This window comes from Rhodococcus aetherivorans, assembly GCF_011058165.1.
GTDB lineage: Bacteria > Actinomycetota > Actinomycetes > Mycobacteriales > Mycobacteriaceae > Rhodococcus > Rhodococcus aetherivorans.
This window is the reverse complement of sequence record NZ_JAALEG010000111.1, coordinates 1-16,221: the sequence shown is the minus strand read 5'-3', so window position 1 is coordinate 16,221 and position 16,221 is coordinate 1. Positions and strand designations below refer to the sequence as shown.

Here is a 16,221-nt window from a genome sequence, read left to right as displayed (position 1 = left end):
AGATTGACAAGGCTAGCTTTCAGGCTCACCTGTAGATCTACATGGCGGTGCAGTAAGGGCTGTCGTATCTCACTTTTCCTGCTTTTATCCTGCTTTTTTTTTTTTAACTGGTCTCGTGGGCTCGGCGATCGGGCTGGCGGTGATGTGCGCGATCGGCCCGGTGCGCTTCGCCGAGTTCCTCGCCGGGATGCACACCGTGGACGAGCACTTCGCCACCGCCCCGCTGGAGGCGAACGCGCCGGTGCTGCTCGGGCTGCTGGGGGTGTGGTACGCGTCGGTGCTGGGGGCGCAGTCGCGGGCGGTGCTGCCCTACAGTCAGGACCTGGCCCGGCTGCCGGCGTATCTGCAGCAGCTGACCATGGAGTCGAACGGCAAGAGCGTGCGGCGGGACGGCACCGCGGTGGACCACGACACCGGGGAGATCTTCTGGGGGGAGCCGGGCACCAACGGGCAGCACGCGTTCTACCAGTTGCTGCACCAGGGCACCCGGCTTATCCCGGCGGATTTCGTCGGGTTCGCCGCCGCGTGCGAGGACCTGCCCACCCGGGACGGGACCGGCAGCATGCACCAGATCCTGCTGGCGAACATGCTCGCCCAGGCCAAGGTGCTCGCGTTCGGGCGCACCGCGGCCGAGGTCGCCGCCGACGGCACCGGCCCGGGGTTGGTGGCGCACAAGGTGATGCCCGGCAACCGGCCCTCGACCACCCTGCTCGCCCCGGCGTTGACCCCGGCGACGCTGGGGCAGTTGATCGCGTTGTACGAGCATCAGACCTTCGTCCAGGGCGTGATCTGGGGCATCGACTCGTTCGACCAGTGGGGCGTCGAACTCGGCAAGACCCAGGCCCTGGCCCTGGCACCGGCCCTGACCGGCGCGGCGGACCCCGACACCGGCGACACCTCCACCGACACCCTCGTCCGCACCATCCGGCGCCTCCGCCGCACGTGAGTCCCTCGGGCGGCCCCCACCGCCTCGAGGACGCACCGGCGAAGCCGCCCAGAGAAGGGAGAATCATGCCCGCGCCCAAGCTGTTGACCTTGCCCCCGGCGATCACGGAGTCCTGGGACTGGCAGCTGCACGCCGCCTGCCGGGACGCCGATGCCGCGACGTTCTTCCATCCGGACAACGAACGGGGTGAGGCGCGCACCGACCGGGTTCGTGCCGCGAAGCGGATCTGCCAATCCTGTCCTGTGCGGACGCAGTGTCTCCGGCACGCGCTCGAGGCCGGGGAACGGCACGGAATCTGGGGCGGGTTCTCGGAGGAAGAACGCAGAGTCCTGGTGCGGCCGTCGAACAGGGCACCCCATAGCCTGGAGCCGTGTCCGGTAGCCGTCTCCCCGAGATCCGCACGGGTGTCCGCGACTCCTGGGCGGTCGGTCTCGGCCTGATCCCGCTCGGCCTCGCGTTCGGGGTCGTGCTCACGCAGGCGGGCTTCGACTGGTGGTGGGCGCCCGTCTTCTCGACGGTGATCTACGCGGGCTCGATGGAGTTCCTCGCCGTCGGCCTGATCGGTGCGGTGACGCCGGTGGCGTCGATCGCCGCGGCGACCCTGCTCGTGAACTTCCGGCACGTGTTCTACGGGCTGTCGTTCCCCCTGGAGAAGATCCGCAGCCGGCTCGGCCGGGCGTACGGTGTCTACGCCCTCACGGACGAGACCTATGCCATCGTCGCCACCAAGCACCGCGACGAGCTGACCGGCCCGCGGATGCTGACGGTCGCGGCGACCTGCCAGCTGCTGTGGGTCGCCTCCGGGACCGCCGGCGCCCTGATCGGCGCGGCGCTGCCGGCGGGGCTGTCGGGCCTGGAATTCGCCCTCACCGCGTTGTTCGCCGTGCTCGCGCTCGACGCCTTCCGCCTCGGGCGGGACCTGCCGGCCTCGGCTCTCGCGGTGGTGTGCGGCCTCGTCGGGGCGGCCGTGTCGAAGGACGGCATGCTGGTGATCTCGCTGGGACTGTTCGTCGCGTGCCTGCTGGTGCGGTTCGTCTACCGCAACAAGGTGGCCCGTGCCTGAGCCGGTACCGGGCGCCGGCTACGTCGTCGCTGCCCTGATCGCGATGTTCCTCGTCACCGTGGGCCTGCGGGCGGCGCCGTTCGCCGCGCTCGCCCGGCTGCGGGAGTCGGACGTGGTGGGGTACCTCGGCGCCGCGATGCCGGCCGGCGTGATGGTCATCCTGGTGATGTACACCCTGCGCGACGTCGGGCCGGCGACGTGGCTACCGGCGGTGCTGGGCCTGGCGGGAACCGTCGCGGTGCACCTGTGGCGGCGCAGCGCGGCGCTGAGCACCGTGGCCGGAACCGCGATCTACGTCCTGGCCGGGGCGTTCTGGAGCTGAGCGGTGCGAGCGCCGACCGGCGCCGGGACCACGCCGGGGCGGCGGGAACGTGCCGCGACGACCGCGGCGACGAGCACCGCGAGACCGGTGACGCACTGCGCGTTGCCGAGGGTCTGCTGGATGGCCGACTCGACCCAGCCGTGCGTCGAGGTGTCCTCGAGCAGGTAGTTGGGTCCGACGAGGAAGACCAGCGTGGCCGGCAGCAGCACGGGCCACCACGAGCGGTACCGGGGAGCCAGCGCGACCGCGACGAGCAGCACGCTGTATGCCCAGTGGTGCGTGACCGCGATGGGCGCCGCGAGCAAGGTCGCCAGCGCGATCACCCCGAGGGCGACGACGTGCTCGCCGGCCCGGGTGAAGCGGTGGGCGGCCCAGAGCGCCGCTCCGACGACGAGCGCGACGCCCGCGAGCCACGCCGCGGTGTACGCGTGGCCCTCGAGGCCGAGCCGGGCGAGCAGGCCGCTGAGCGCCTGATTGCGGAAGAAGTCCTGGTCGCCGGCCCGGTCGGTGGCCCAGGCTTCGGTGGTCCAGAAGTACACGGAGGATTCCGGGCGCAGCCAGTACGCGAAGCCTGCGACGGCGAGGAACGCACCGAAGGCGCGCACCGCGGACGGCATGTCCCGACGGAGCAGGAACAGCACACCGAACGCGGCGGGGGTCACCTTGATCGCGGCGGCGAGCGCGATCCCGACGCCGCGGAACCGCTGCGGGATCACACCGAGGACGTCGGCGACGACCAGGGCCATGAGGATGATGTTGATCTGCCCGAACAGGAAGTTGGACCGGATGGGTTCGAGCCAGAGCGCCACGCCCAGCGCGGCGGTCGCGACCACGTTCGCGCGACGGACGTCCATGCGGTCGAGCGAGACCTTCAGCACCCACCACACCAGGCCGATCAATCCCGCGGTCCACAGCACCTGCATCAACGTCGCGTTGAGCAGGGGGAGCGGGGCGAAGAGGAACGCCGCGAACGGCGGATAGATGAACCGGAATCCCGAGTTGGTGTGGAAGCCCTCGGTGTAGAGGGGGGTGTGGTGCAGGAATGCCCACCCCGCGTCGCGGAAGACGGACAGGTCCATGAGGTATCCGGTGACGGCGTTCTCGAGGTGGACACCGACCACGATCGCCGAGGCCATCAGCCCCACCCCCACGAGCAGGGAGTACCCGGGCCGGGCACGGACTTCGGACAGCAGCACGGACGATCACCTCCGCTTGTCGGGACAGGAACCTCCCGGATACGTTACACAATCGTTGCCTTCGGGGCCGGATGCGCGGGTTGCCCGGTCCCCCACCGCGTTTCCGGCCGGTTTGTCCGGTTCGGGCGATTCCGTGCGACGGCCTGCCTCGCACAGTCGAGACGAAATCGCGATCTCTACGACGTCTCCTAGATATGGACAGAAATTCCTGTCGAGCGGGGCCTTGCGATGCTGGGCGCATGCCGCGCCGCGTGCCCGAGGAGCTTCTGCCGCACCTGCGCCGCGCCCGCGATCTCGCGGACCGGGAATACGCGCAACCTCTCGACCTCGCCGGGCTCGCCGCCGCCGCGGGGGTCTCGAAGTATCACTTCCTGCGCTGCTTCACCGCCGTGTACGGCAGGACGCCCGGGGTTCACCTCACCGAACGACGCATCGAGCGGGCGCAGGACCTGCTGCGCGCGACGAACCTGACCGTGACGGAGATCTGTCATCTCGTCGGGTACAGCAGCCTCGGGTCGTTCGGCACCCGGTTCCGTCAGCTGGTCGGCGTCACTCCCACCGAGTATCAGGCCACGTTCGCCGAGTCCGGTGCGCCCCGCATCCCGGGCTGCTGGGTGTTCATGCACGGTCTGAGCGACCGCCGTCGAACTGCGCAATTTGGGAGAAGCCCGCACCGTTCCCGTCGATCTACGGTCGAGGCGTGCCGCACCATCGACCCGGAGGACACGCTGTGATCACCAACATCTCCCTGTTCACCCTCTATGTCACCGATCAGGACGAGGCGAAGAAGTTCTATGTCGACACGCTGGGGTTCGTGGAGACCGCGGACGTGGCGATGGGTGAGGGCTTCCGCTGGGTGACCGTCGCGCACCCGGACCACCCGGAACTCGAGGTGACGCTGATGGTGCCCGGCCCACCCCTGGGCCCGGACATGGCCGCGGCGGTGCGCCGCGCGCTGGCCGACGGCACCATGGGCGGTTTCGGGCTCCGCACCACGGACTGCCGCAAGACGTACGAGGAACTCACGGCCAAGGGGGTCGAGTTCACCCAGCCGCCGTCCGAGCGTCCCTACGGTGTCGAGGCCGTGTTCCGGGACAACTCGGGAAACTGGCTCGTGCTGGTGGAGCCCCGCGAGTACACGCCCGACGAGTTCCGTTGATTCGGAACTCTACGACTTTCTCGGACTTTTCCGAGAGAGGGATATAAAGGCGCAGATCCACGTCGGGAAGCCGCCCGGACGCGCCGGCGGTACCCTCCTGTGCGGCGCCGGGCCGTCCGGCACGGTGACGCACGGGAGGGAACCCATGACACGGCAGGTGCCGGTGATCGCGCTGCTCGCTGCGGTGCTGGCGGCGACGCCGGCGCATGCCGCACCCGCCGAGCCCGCGACGGACGGGGTGCCCGGCAGCGGCCCGTGTGCGAGCGACACGTGGCAGCACGAGTCGCTGATCCCGAAGGACCTCGACATCCCGGTGCCGTACCCGGTGATCACCACCGTGCCGTACCCGGCGCCGGAACCGGAGACCGTGCGGATCGATCCGCCTCCGCTGCCGGTCGACCCGTGCGCCGATCCGTGCCCGGACCTGACCGACGAGCCGGTCACCCCGGATCCGGTCTTTCCCCGGATCGCCCTGAAGCCCAGTCCCTTCCACCTCGGCATCCCGGTGCCCGGCGAGGGGGCCGAGCCGCTGCCGCCGCTTCCGGCGCCCGAGACCCCGCCGATCGAGCCCGCCCCGCAGGCGCCCGCGCTCCCGGCTCCGCGGGTCGTCGAGGTCTCCACCGTCGCCAAGCAGACGGGCGCCGGATCGGTCACCCGGACCGACAAGCGCTGGCAGGTGTACGGCACCGATCTGGGCATCATGTGGGAGTCGGAGCCCGGCCGGATCGCCGTCGCGTTCGGTGACACCGTCGGCAGGGGCTTCCATCCGCCGGGCGGGCAGGGTGACGACTGGCGCAGCAACGTGCTGGCCTTCTCCACCGACCGTGATCTCGCCGACGGGATGAGCTTCGACTCGATGGTGCAGGACTCGCGGTGCCATGCCGCCGAGATCCTCGGCAGCCGCAAGCTCGACAACGTCGAGATCACCACGATCCCGACGTCGGGATTCGCGGTCGGCGACCGCCAGTACCTGACGTACATGTCCATCCGGACCTGGAACAGCATTCCCGGCACGTGGTGGACCAACCACGGTGGCATCGCGTACTCGGACGACGGTGGTTCCACCTGGACCAAGGATACGTACGCCAAGTGGGACAACATCTTCGGCGTCACCAACTTCCAGGTGGCCGCGGCGGTGCCGGCACACGGATACGTCTACCTGTTCGGCACCCCCAATACCCGGCTCGGCTCGGTGGCGCTGGCCCGGGTGCCCGAGGACCGGGTGCTCGAGCCGGGCGCCTACCAGTACTGGCGCGACGGGAACTGGACCCCTGCCGGCGGATACACTGCGGCGACGCCGGTCGTGCACGGCCCCGCTGGGGAGTTGTCCGTGCGCTACGACGCCGCCGCGGACCGCTGGCAGATGACGTACCTGGACACCGCCAAGGCCGCGATCGTCGTGCGGGAGGCCGAGTCGCCCCAGGGAGTGTGGTCGGAGAGCACGCGGCTGGTCGGCGTGGAACAACACCCGGAGCTGTACGGCGGGTTCGTCCATCCGTGGTCGACGGACGAGGACCTGTACTTCATGCTCTCGACGTGGTCGGACTACAATACCTTCCTGCTGCGGGCGAGGATCGAGCGCTGAGCCGCGGCCGCCCGCCGACCGGCCGCTGCCCGCCGGTCGGCTGCCCGGCCGCCCGCTGACCGGCCGAATGTCACATGGGTACGGTTCGATCGAACCCATGTGACATTCGGTCACGAGAACTGCTCACGCAATGCCGTTTTCCGGAACTTTCCGGTCGCCGTTCGGGGGATGGCCGGAAGGATCTCGAAACGGTCCGGCATCTGCCATTTGGCGAACTCGGTGGACAGGTGCTCTCTGAGGGCGTCAGGATCGACGGACTTGCCCTCGCGCAGGGCCAGGACCGCCAGCGGTCGCTCGCCCCACCGCGCGTCGGGGACTGCCACCACGGCTGCCTCTGCGACGGCGGGGTGAGCCATCAGGTGGTTTTCGAGATCGACCGAGGAGATCCACTCTCCCCCGGACTTGACCAGGTCTTTGGCCCGGTCGCAGATGCGGATGCACCCGCGATGATCGATACGCACGATGTCTCCGGTGCGGAACCACCCGTCAGGGGTGAAGCTGTCTGCACCCGACCCGTTGTGATAGGCGGCGGCCACCCAGGGACCGCGGACTTCGAGTTCTCCCATGGACTTGTCGTCCCAGTCGATCAGGTCGCCCTCTTCCCGGCGGGCACGGATCTCCACGAACGGCACGGCGATGCCCTGCCGGGATCGGAACTCGTACTGCTCGTCCCGGCTGCTGTCGTCGAGATCGTCGGGCAGTCGGCAGATGCTGCCGAGCGGAGTGGTTTCCGTCATTCCCCATGCCTGGACGACAGTGAGACCATGGCGGTCGAAGCCTTCGAGCAGGCTGCGCGGGACGGCGGCACCGCCGACGATCAGCCGATCGAGCCGGGTGAGGTCCCACCGATGCGGATCCGCATCCAGCTCCGCGAGCATTCCCATCCACACCGTCGGTACACCTGCCGTTATCGTGACCCGCTCGTCCGCGAGCAGGTCGAGCACGCTGGACGGGTCCAATTGCCGGCCGGGCAGTACAAGTCGTGCGCCGATCAGTGCCGCGGCATACGGCAGGCCCCAGGCGTTGGCGTGGAACATCGGGACGACCGGAAGCAGCGTGTCGCGTGCGGAGACCCCCAACGTGTCGGGAAGCGCTGCGGTCAGGGAGTGCAGGACCAACGCCCGATGGGAGTAGACCACTCCCTTCGGCCGCCCGGTGGTCCCAGACGTGTAACACATTGCGGCAGCCCGATGCTCGTCGACAGAGGGCCACGGCATCGGGGCCGCCGAGTCGACGAGGTCGTGGTAGTTCAGCGTTCCCTCGGGCGCCGGTTCGTCGTGGGCGACGACGATGACATGGTCGAAGGTGTGTCCTTCTCGGATGTTGTCGAATACGTCCAGCAGGGATTCGTCCACCACGAGCACCCGGTCCTGCGCGTCACCGACGATGAAGCTCAGTTCGTCGGGGTGCAGGCGCGGATTGAGGGTATGGACCACCGCGCCCATCGCGGGTACCGCGAGGTACATTTCCATGTGTTCGATCTGGTTCCACATCAGTGTGGCTACCCTGTCGCCGTCGGCAACGCCGAGTTGTGCGAGCGCTGATGCCAGCCGACGGGCACGTGCGCCACATGCTCCCAGAGTGGACCGTACGATGCTGCCGTCCGGACGTCGAGATACCACTTCCTTGTTGCGGTGGAAGTACTCGGCGCGCTCGGCCACCGCCGCGATCGTCAGTTGATAGTCATCCATCATGAGTCCGTTGAGCATGTGGTTCTCCTGGTTCGATGAGTCGAGAAGGGCGGGGCCGGACGCTCCGGGTCGATCGGCGACGATTCTCCTCACGGCGGAGGCGCCGGCCCGGCGTGCCGTCTGCGGCCCGTATCGGCGGAGTGCGCTGCGGTCGGCGGAGTGCGTGCACATCCGAGGGGCGGAACGGCTGCGCGCCCCGTGCGGTCGGCGCGCGATGGCCCGACGTGGAGCATAGGGGGCAGTTGGTCAGTTGTCGAGCCGATTCGATTCGTTGTCAACGCGATTCGACGACGATTCGTGCGAGCCGTGTGTTCGGGTGCGGTCTGCGAGGGACGTCGGCCGGACGGAGGTGTCCGGTCGAAGGGCCTCCACCCGCTGCACTCCCGCCGAATACGTCCGCCGTCCGATGATCAGGAGCACCCCGGCGGCCACGTATGCCAGTGGTGCCCATTGGAGGGAGACGTCGAGGCCGATCCGGTCGGCGGCGAGGCCTACCACGATCGGTCCGAGGGCAAGTCCGAAGACACTGTTGGACATGGTGACGGTGCCGAAGGCGGACGCCCGCAGACTGGGGTGGGTAAGGCTGGCGACTACCGAAGTGATGCCTCCGGAGATGGACGCGGCACACAGTGCACCGCCGGCGAGCAGCGCCAGTTGCGGCGGTCCCGGCTCGAGGCCGAAGCCGACGATCAACAGCAGTGCTGCAACTGCACACAAGGCGAGTGCCACGCTCCACCGTCGGTCCGGGGTGTTGCGGCAGATCCGATCGGTGGCGATCCCGCCGACCAGCATTCCGAGGCCGATCGCCAGGAAATACACTGCGGCAACCGCTCCGGCCCGGTCGGGCGCGAGAGAGTAGTAGCGGTTGAAGAAGCTCGGCATCCATGCCGTCAGCGCGCCGACGGTGAACATCTGCAGACCCGCGGTGGCGTATGCGCACACCACCGAGACGCTCGAGAACAGGCTCGACAGCGGCGCACGGTATCCGTCCGTGCCGGACTCTGCGGGCGAGGCTTCTGCCTCCGGACTCTGCTGTTGCACTATTCGGCGGTCGGTGACCACGAGGCTGAACAATCCGGCCAGGACGAACCCGATGACGGCCATGATGCCGAACGACCACCGCCAGCCCAGAGAGGTGGCGACGGTGCCGCCGAGGGCAACACCGATCACCGAGCCCATTGCTCCTGCTGCATAGAAGGCGCCGCTGAGGGAGGCGCGCAGGCGTGCAGCGAAGACGCTGAAGATCACTGCGATCCCTGCGCTACCGAATGCCGCCTCTCCCACACCGACCAGGAATCGGGCCGCCAGCATCTGTTCGTAGCCGGCGGCGACCGCGCACAGCAGCGTGGCCACACTCCAGATGGTCGCCATCAGGACGATGCTCTTCACCCGACCCCACCGGTCGGCCAGGATCGACAAGGGTAGTGCCAGCAGACCGACCATGAGCGCGACGACGCTGTGGAAGGAGGCCAGTTCGGCGTCGGACAGATCCCATTCCTGCTTCAGGAAGGGATAGATCGAACTGAGTACCTGCCGGGACATGTAGTCCGACAGCATCAGTCCGAGGATGAGCGCCAGCACGACCCAGGGGTAGATCCTGGATCGAGGCGTCGGTGGGGGCGATGTGGCAGACGCGCATTCGATCTCCGGCGTGGCCTTTGTTTCCATGGACGCTCCTCAGACGGTCGGTTCAGCTCACCTCTCGGCGCCCGCGATCGGTGCGATCCGATGTTGCGCGTCCGAGCCGTATGCCGGCGCGGTCCTCCGCGGTCCTCCGCGGTCCTCCGCGGCACTCTCGCACTCGGGCGTTGTGGCGGCGGGGCGATCCGGGATCGAGGTGCGTGCGGGCGACCACTTCGAGGTGGCGGACATCACAGTAGCCCGGGTCGGTGCCCGAGTGCTTGACCTGACGTGGCACCCGAGTTGACATTATGTCCCGAGTGGAGTGCGCAAAGATGCTCCATCGCCGCCGAGTCCGTACGCCTGCCGACCCGTGGTCGATGTCTCCTCGGGTCCGGGTCGCAGTGTCGTCGACGGGGTCGCGTCCGACGTCAGTGCGTGGACTGTTCCGCGCCGGTCGACGGGTCGGGACGGGAGACGTCCCCGGTTCTGTGGGTGGCGCGCCACGACGTGGGGCTGGCGCCGAATTCGCCGCGAAACCACCGTGAGAACGCGGAGGGTTCGGAGAACCCGAGCAGTTCCGCGACTTGGCCGAGCGGTCGGCGCTGGTGTCCGACGTACTGGCGCGCCAGATCCAGGCGGGTGGAGTTGAGGAGGGCGGAGAAGGTCGTGTCGGCACGCACCAGGCGGCGGTGCACCGTCTTGCGGTCCACGCCCAGTGTTCGGGCGACCTGCTGCAGCGAGCACCGGCCGGTAGGGAGCAGGGCCTCGACCAGTTCGCGGATCCGGTCGAGGTCGTCTCCGGGTCGGCCGGCGGCGATTCCTTCCACGTACTGTCTGGCCAGGGGACGCAGCAGCGGGTCGGCCAGGCTGTTGGGTGCCTCGAGGTCATCGGCGAACATCACGAGTCCGTCGAATTCTGCGCCGAAGCGGATCTCGGATTCGAGGACGCGATGGTGAACGGTGAGATCGGCCGGGGGGTCGTGCCGGAAACACACGGTGACAGGCTTCCACACACCCCCGACCAAGGCGCGGACGACGCGAACGGTGGTGCCGACGACCTGCTCGACGAGCTGGCGTGACTTGACGGTCGCCGCCAGGTCCAGCTCGATCTTGACGGTGGCCAGACCATCGGTTTCGGAGATCCGAATATGGAACGCCTCGCTGTGCAGATGCTCGTAACGGCTGATCAACTGCAGCGCGCTACGCACATCCGGCTCCTCCCGGGCTCCGAGTCCGATCGCGCCGAGGACGGACAAGCGCCGGGTCTGCGCGAGCTGAAGGCCGAAGGCCGCCGAGCCGGTCGCGTCTGCGGACACTTCGAGCAGTTCGGCGACCGCGTGCACGGCGATCCATTGACCGGGTACGGCCAGGTCGGCTGTGCTCAAGCCGACCGACCTCAGCAGTGGGAGCGGGTCCACGCCGACGGAGCGCATGAAGTCCAGGTAGGCGCTCAAGGTGGTGTTGCGGACCAGGGGGTTCATGCGACTCCTTACGTGTCCCGTAATGTCAATGATTCTGCCACGCAGAGTCAAGAAATATTGCGTGTGCGGGTCTACGCTCTGGTTACCGAAATCACACGGTGTCGGATCGGGAAGCACGCGTCACGGACAGAGGTGGCGCCGTCGTCCGGACAGTGGACCCCCGGCCGGGAGCACCTCGGGGCGACGGCCATCGGCCCCGACCCGACGTTCGCAGGTCCGGCATGTGCGGCTGCACCCGATGCCCGCCCCACCCTCATGTCCTGATCAACCAGGCCAGATCCCAACCAGGGAGGATTCAGATGAAGAACATGCTCCACGCCGAAGAACAGGCCCCCGTCGACGCGGATCACGCGCCGCCACTGATCAAGGCGAAGCCGCTCTCGAGGTATATCGGTACCGAACTGTTCGATGTGACTCTCGGTGAGATCGCCCGCGACGATGCGCTGTTCGCCGAAACGAAGGCTCTTCTGCTCGAGCGCAAGGTACTGTTCCTGCGGGATCAGGACATCACGCGCGCCGAGCACGTCGCCTTCGCCGAGCGATTCGGTCCCCTCGAGGAGCCCCACCCCAACGCGCCCAACGATTCCGGACTGGTGCTGCTGTACAAGGACGCGGACAGCACGCCCGAGCATTACGAGAACGTCTTCCACTCCGACACCATCTGGCGGGAGCGTCCAGCCATGGGCGCTGTCCTACGGTGCGTGGAGACACCGGAGGTGGGCGGGGACACGATCTGGGTGAACATGGTGCAGGCGTACCGGGATCTCCCGGAGCACGTCAAGCAACAGATCGACGGACTTCGCGCTCGCAGTAGCTTCGAAACCCTTTTCGGCGCAGCCAAGCCCATGGAACTGCGCCACCAACTGAAAGAGCGTTTCCCCGATCCCGAGCACCCGGTGGTGCGTACGCATCCCGAGACCGGCGAGAAGATCCTCTACGTCAACGGCGTGACCACTCACTTCGTGAACTTCCATACCCCGCAGAACGTGCGCTTCGGGACGGATTTCGCGCCCGGCTCCGGCAACCTGCTCAACTACCTGATCAGCCGCGCCGCGATCCCGGAGTACCAGGTTCGCTGGCGATGGACCAAGAACAGCGTCGCGATCTGGGACAACCGCAGCACCCAGCACTACGCAGTGCAGGACTACTGGCCGGCCGTCCGGAAGATGGAACGCGCCACCATCATCGGAGACCAGCCCTTCTGACGGCGACGGCCCGGACCACCCACAGCACCCCCTGAAGGAGATTCTCATGCAGACCGCTCAACAACTCGACGTCAACTACATCAAGGGCGACGACAATCCGTGGATCCCGTTCACTCCACTCACCGACCAGGTGTTCCTCAAGTACTGGAAGGTCGACCCCGTACGGGCCGAGATCGTCGTTTCGATGAAGATCCCGGCGGGGCTCGAGCTGCCGCCCCATTACCACACCGGCATCGTGGTCGGGCACACCGTCAAGGGCGCCTGGCGCTACAAGGAGAACAACTGGATCTCCCGGAGCGGCGACACCGTCTACGAGGTCGCCGGCTCCTCTCACACCCCCGAAAGCCTCGAAGACACCGAGGTCTTCTTCTATCTCGTCGGTGAACTGCTGTTCCTCGACCAGGACAACAAGATCCTGTGGCAGGAGACTCACAAGACCCACATCGAACGCTACAACACCTACTGCGCCGAGCACGGCATCGCGGCGCGCGACCTGAACAGCTGGCAGGACTGACCACCGCAGATCGACACCACTCGAATCCGGTTGCGGCCGTCGGGCCGAGAAACGGCCGCAACCGGATTCGACTACCCGACTCCCTGGTTCCGGCGATGGTCATCGAAGTTGCACGGCGGGTCCTTTCCGGCGGGAAGAGCGCCGCAGTCGGGCGGAGGAGTCGTCGGAACGATTTCCCGTCAACGCGTATCCATGACGTTTCACGCGATGTCCACGCAGTCGACGTCATGACACCCCGCACAGCAACCGAACTCACGCCCGGCCGTCGGCGGTCACACCGCCGGGATCCGGCGCGGAGGAAGCGCGCGCGGAATTCCATGTAAGACGCACTCCGCGAGTGGGATTCGGAGCAGTATCGACGGATCACAAGAGATCTCCTGCACATCCCCGACGCGATCTACCGGAGCCGACCGTGAACACCACCAGCACCACCACCATCACCCCGCCTACCGTGGTACTCGTCCCCGGTTTCGTCCCCCTCACCGCCGACCACTGGCAGTGTCTGCTCGCCGAGAAATGGGAGAAGGCGCGCATTGTCGCGTCGCCCGGCTGTGCCCCGCTCAGCCGAACCGCGTGGGTTGAGGCGCTCGAGGCGGTCCTCGCCGGCATCGCGGGCCCGGTTGTCCTCGTCGCCCATGGTGCCGGCGTGCTCACCACTGTCCACTGGGCTCGGCAACCCAACCGCCCCGTCGACGGAGCGCTGCTGGTGGCTCCACCGGACTTCGAACTACCGCTGCCCGATGGATACCCCTCCACCGAGGATCTCGACCGCCACGGCTGGAATCCATTGCCCCGAAGGCGACTGCCGTTCCGCAGCATCGTTGCCGCCAGCAGAAACGACGCCCTGGCCTGCTTCCGCCGCGTGGCCGGCATGGCCGAACACTGGGGTAGCCGTCTGATCGATGCGGGAGATGCCGGGCATTTGGATCCTACTGCTGGATACGGCAATTGGGATCAGGCGCACGAACTGGTCCGCGATCTGGGGCGAGTGCGCATACCGGAGGGCGTGCCCGGCGCACCCATCCTTGCGATGAGTGACCCATCCTGAATCGGTTTGCCTTCTGCGGCGGCGCCACTCCGTTCCGGGAAACCCTGAATCTGATCCGCGGAACGTGTCCGTCGCGCTTCAACTGGGAGAACATTGAATGACTATGCAAAGATCGGATTCTGTCGAGGAAACGGCAGCGCCTACCGTGGACGACCCTCACGGTTTCCTGCATCGATTCGCGGAAGTCAACGGAATGCGTATCCACTATGTCGAGGAGGGGGAAGGTCCGCTGGTGGTGCTGGTGCACGGCATCCCATACCTCTGGTACATGTGGCGCCGGCAGATCCGTGCACTGGCCGCGGCCGGATATCGAGTGGTGGCACCGGACATTCGTGGGTTCGGGCGGAGCGGGTGTCCCGAGCGGGTGCAGGACTGCAATGTGTTCGATGCGGTCGGCGACCTCGTCGGGTTGATGGGCGGCCTCGGGGAAACCTCGGCCGTGGTCGTGGGCCACGATCTCGGATCGTTCGTGGCCCATGCGGCGGCCCAGCTGCGCCCCGATCTGTTCCATGCCCTGGCCATGCTGAACACCCCTGTCCCTCCCCGCGAGCCCTGCCGGCCGAGTGAGAATTGGAAGAAGCTGGAAGCGGAGACCGGTACGCGCTTCTATCAGCACTATTTCCAGACGCCGGGTGAAGCCGAGCGACACATGGATGCCGATGTCCGCACGACGCTGCGCAGCATCTACTACTCGGTCTCCGGCAGCGCGGTCGGTGAGGAACGCTGGCGCCAGTTCGTCGCGGAGGGCGAGAACTTTCTCGATACGGTTTTCGACCCCGAGTTCCTCCCGGGTTGGCTACCCGAGATCGCCCTGGACTACTACGTCAGCGAATACTCGCGCACCGGGTTCGGGCCTGCGTTGAACTTCTACCGGAACCGCGACCGCATCTGGGAGCAGAGCTCGTTCCTCGACGGCCTGAAGCTGCAGCAGCCCAGTCTGTTCATCGGTGGAGCGGCGGATCCCGCGTTGGACCGATTCGCTCCCCTCTACGACCGTCTGGAGAGCCATCTTCCCAACTTGCGCAGGAAAGCCCTGCTCGAGGGAGTCGGTCACAGCGCAGCGGAGGAACAGCCGGAACTCGTCACCGGAATGTTGCTCGCCTTCCTCGCCGATCTCTGAACGGAGGGACTCCGGCGAATCGCAACGAAAGTGTGTCCCGTAGGGGTCGGGGACTCCGTGCGTCGGCCTGCGCTGTCGCGGCCGCCCGTGCGCCGGTCGCCCGGCCGAATGTCACATGGGTTCGGTTGGATCGAACCCATGTGACATTCGGTCACCTAGGTGCCGGTGATCTCGTTGGGGGTCTGCGGCAGCGACGCGGTCGTCACGGCGGCCGAGTCGAGATCGACCGCGTGCAGTGCGTTGTTCGCCGGGTCGGTGACGTAGGCGGTGTGGCCCTGCACGTACAGCGCCGGGCGCGGTGACTGCCACTCGTCGGGCTCGGTCCACGGGGCGAGGACGTCGATGCGCCGGACCACCGCGCCGCTGTTCTGGTCGATCACGTGCAGCGCTCCGTCGGTGCCCAGGACGAGTGCCTCGCCGTGGGGTCCGCGTCCGAGCGAGCGGAACGTGTAGCTGGTGCCGAGGTCGACGAGCCGCAGCTCGCCGGTGCGGGTATCGGTGAGCGAGACACGCTGTGGTCGTTCGAGTTCCGCGTCCGGATCGCTCTTGTAGTCGCCGAGCACGATGTCGGACTCCTCGGATCCGGCCTGGTTGCCGATCCGGCCGTACGGGTCGGGGGCGCTCACCTTCGTGATCGTGCCGTCGCGGTAGACGAGCAGGCCGTCCTCGCAGCCCAGCACGACGGCCTCGTCGGCGGCGACGGCCTCGCCGTGCACGCCGGGGCACTGCTCGTTGCGGGTGATCTCCCGGCGCTCGGCGTCGAGGACGGCGATGCCGTTGCGGGACTCGCTGTTGCCGACGGTGACGAGCAGGCTGCCGTCGGCGAGCGCGACCGCGACGCCGTGGTGCGCTTCCGGAGTGGTGTAGGTGTCGGTCTGCGGCGTGCCGTCGGCGAGGTCCGCGGGGTCGAGGATGTCGACGCGGCCGGTGCCGTCGTCGAAGAGCACGGTCCTGCCCGCGTGCCGGACGACGTGCCCGGGCTTGGCGGCGGCGAACTCGACGTCGGTGAGTGCCGCGCTGCCCGCGTAGTGGTGCGCGTGTTCGCCGTGGGGTTCGGACCAGCTGCCGGTGTCGAGGACGCGGAAGCGGCCGGCGGTGGAGACGAACACGTGCCGGCCGTCGCCGGCGGCATTGAGGCGGTTGAATCCGTCGAGCGGCAGGTCGGCGACGACGTCGAGGTCGCTCGCGTCGAGGACGAGAATGCCGCCGTCGTAGGTGACGGCGAGCCGGGGCTCGGCGGCGGCGACCTCGGCGGGGGCGGTCGGGGC

15 protein-coding genes and 1 pseudogene are annotated in these 16,221 nt (G+C 67.8%); 11 read left to right on the top strand and 5 right to left on the bottom strand.

Features of this window, described 5'->3' with window-relative positions; all coding sequences use genetic code 11:
• Positions 1 to 115: 115 nt before the first annotated feature.
• The 4 genes and pseudogenes from G6039_RS27215 to G6039_RS27200 all read left to right on the top strand — a co-directional run.
• Positions 116 to 946 (top strand): annotated as a pseudogene (locus G6039_RS27215) (glucose-6-phosphate isomerase); the annotation flags it as partial.
• Positions 947 to 1,011: 65 nt separating this feature from the next.
• A complete protein-coding gene (locus tag G6039_RS27210) occupies positions 1,012 to 1,386 on the top strand; it encodes a WhiB family transcriptional regulator (RefSeq protein WP_037201217.1) in 375 nt (124 codons plus the stop codon).
• Positions 1,317 to 2,009, top strand: coding sequence for an AzlC family ABC transporter permease (locus tag G6039_RS27205; protein WP_006940908.1), 693 nt, complete (start codon positions 1,317 to 1,319; stop codon positions 2,007 to 2,009). Before G6039_RS27210 ends, G6039_RS27205 begins: the two co-directional genes overlap by 70 nt.
• Positions 2,002 to 2,331, top strand: a complete 330-nt coding sequence (locus tag G6039_RS27200; protein WP_006940914.1) for a branched-chain amino acid transporter permease — start codon at positions 2,002 to 2,004, stop codon at positions 2,329 to 2,331. The genes G6039_RS27205 and G6039_RS27200 overlap by 8 nt, the downstream gene beginning before the upstream one ends.
• Here the strand turns inward: G6039_RS27200 and G6039_RS27195 are convergent.
• Entirely contained in the window at positions 2,301 to 3,527 is a 1,227-nt protein-coding gene (locus G6039_RS27195) for a glycosyltransferase 87 family protein (RefSeq protein ID WP_006940916.1), read from the bottom strand. The two genes, G6039_RS27200 and G6039_RS27195, sit on opposite strands and share 31 nt — an antisense overlap.
• A gap of 239 nt (positions 3,528 to 3,766) precedes the next feature.
• Between G6039_RS27195 and G6039_RS27190 the strand changes: the two genes are divergently transcribed.
• From G6039_RS27190 to G6039_RS27180, 3 genes are all read left to right on the top strand, one after another.
• Positions 3,767 to 4,261: a helix-turn-helix transcriptional regulator gene (locus G6039_RS27190; RefSeq protein ID WP_006940918.1), complete on the top strand. Its 495-nt coding sequence runs from the start codon at positions 3,767 to 3,769 to the stop codon at positions 4,259 to 4,261.
• Positions 4,258 to 4,686 carry a VOC family protein gene (locus G6039_RS27185; protein ID WP_006940919.1) on the top strand — a complete coding sequence of 143 codons (429 nt, stop codon included), beginning with the start codon at positions 4,258 to 4,260 and terminating at the stop codon, positions 4,684 to 4,686. Before G6039_RS27190 ends, G6039_RS27185 begins: the two co-directional genes overlap by 4 nt.
• A gap of 145 nt (positions 4,687 to 4,831) precedes the next feature.
• Positions 4,832 to 6,271 carry a DUF4185 domain-containing protein gene (locus G6039_RS27180; protein WP_043801215.1) on the top strand — a complete coding sequence of 480 codons (1,440 nt, stop codon included), beginning with the start codon at positions 4,832 to 4,834 and terminating at the stop codon, positions 6,269 to 6,271.
• Positions 6,272 to 6,381: 110 nt separating this feature from the next.
• Here the strand turns inward: G6039_RS27180 and G6039_RS27175 are convergent, their stop codons facing one another.
• The 3 genes from G6039_RS27175 to G6039_RS27165 form a co-directional block, all read right to left on the bottom strand.
• A complete protein-coding gene (locus G6039_RS27175) occupies positions 6,382 to 7,980 on the bottom strand; it encodes a long-chain fatty acid--CoA ligase (protein ID WP_043801218.1) in 1,599 nt (532 codons plus the stop codon).
• A gap of 228 nt (positions 7,981 to 8,208) precedes the next feature.
• A complete protein-coding gene (locus G6039_RS27170) occupies positions 8,209 to 9,630 on the bottom strand; it encodes an MFS transporter (RefSeq protein WP_051446132.1) in 1,422 nt (473 codons plus the stop codon).
• 383 nt (positions 9,631 to 10,013) lie between these two features.
• A complete protein-coding gene (locus tag G6039_RS27165) occupies positions 10,014 to 11,066 on the bottom strand; it encodes an AraC family transcriptional regulator (RefSeq protein WP_043801220.1) in 1,053 nt (350 codons plus the stop codon).
• Between the two features lie 299 nt (positions 11,067 to 11,365).
• On the opposite strand from G6039_RS27165, the gene G6039_RS27160 reads away from it, so the two are divergent.
• The 4 genes from G6039_RS27160 (at position 11,366) to G6039_RS27145 (ending at position 14,953) form a co-directional block, all read left to right on the top strand.
• The gene (locus G6039_RS27160; RefSeq protein ID WP_006940943.1) at positions 11,366 to 12,271 is read left to right on the top strand and encodes a TauD/TfdA dioxygenase family protein; all 906 of its coding nucleotides are present in this window, start codon (positions 11,366 to 11,368) and stop codon (positions 12,269 to 12,271) included.
• 46 nt (positions 12,272 to 12,317) lie between these two features.
• A complete protein-coding gene (locus tag G6039_RS27155) occupies positions 12,318 to 12,785 on the top strand; it encodes a 2,4'-dihydroxyacetophenone dioxygenase family protein (protein WP_043801227.1) in 468 nt (155 codons plus the stop codon).
• A gap of 412 nt (positions 12,786 to 13,197) precedes the next feature.
• The gene (locus tag G6039_RS27150; protein ID WP_043801230.1) at positions 13,198 to 13,833 is read left to right on the top strand and encodes an RBBP9/YdeN family alpha/beta hydrolase; all 636 of its coding nucleotides are present in this window, start codon (positions 13,198 to 13,200) and stop codon (positions 13,831 to 13,833) included.
• Positions 13,834 to 13,978: 145 nt separating this feature from the next.
• On the top strand, positions 13,979 to 14,953 hold the full coding sequence (locus G6039_RS27145; protein WP_235194100.1) for an alpha/beta fold hydrolase: 975 nt from the start codon (positions 13,979 to 13,981) through the stop codon (positions 14,951 to 14,953).
• A gap of 155 nt (positions 14,954 to 15,108) precedes the next feature.
• Here G6039_RS27145 and aztD read toward each other — a convergent pair.
• Positions 15,109 to 16,221: zinc metallochaperone AztD (gene aztD / locus G6039_RS27140; RefSeq protein ID WP_164528152.1), on the bottom strand; the 1,113-nt coding region annotated here is incomplete at its 5' end.

Coding starts and splice junctions, on each gene's coding strand:
- G6039_RS27210 (WP_037201217.1), top strand. CDS start 1,012: ATGCCCGCGCCCAAGCTGTTGACCTTGCCCCCGGCGATCACGGAGTCC.
- G6039_RS27190 (WP_006940918.1), top strand. CDS start 3,767: ATGCCGCGCCGCGTGCCCGAGGAGCTTCTGCCGCACCTGCGCCGCGCC.
- G6039_RS27180 (WP_043801215.1), top strand. CDS start 4,832: ATGACACGGCAGGTGCCGGTGATCGCGCTGCTCGCTGCGGTGCTGGCG.
- G6039_RS27175 (WP_043801218.1), bottom strand. CDS start 7,980: ATGCTCAACGGACTCATGATGGATGACTATCAACTGACGATCGCGGCG.
- G6039_RS27170 (WP_051446132.1), bottom strand. CDS start 9,630: ATGGAAACAAAGGCCACGCCGGAGATCGAATGCGCGTCTGCCACATCG.
- G6039_RS27165 (WP_043801220.1), bottom strand. CDS start 11,066: ATGAACCCCCTGGTCCGCAACACCACCTTGAGCGCCTACCTGGACTTC.
- G6039_RS27160 (WP_006940943.1), top strand. CDS start 11,366: ATGAAGAACATGCTCCACGCCGAAGAACAGGCCCCCGTCGACGCGGAT.
- G6039_RS27155 (WP_043801227.1), top strand. CDS start 12,318: ATGCAGACCGCTCAACAACTCGACGTCAACTACATCAAGGGCGACGAC.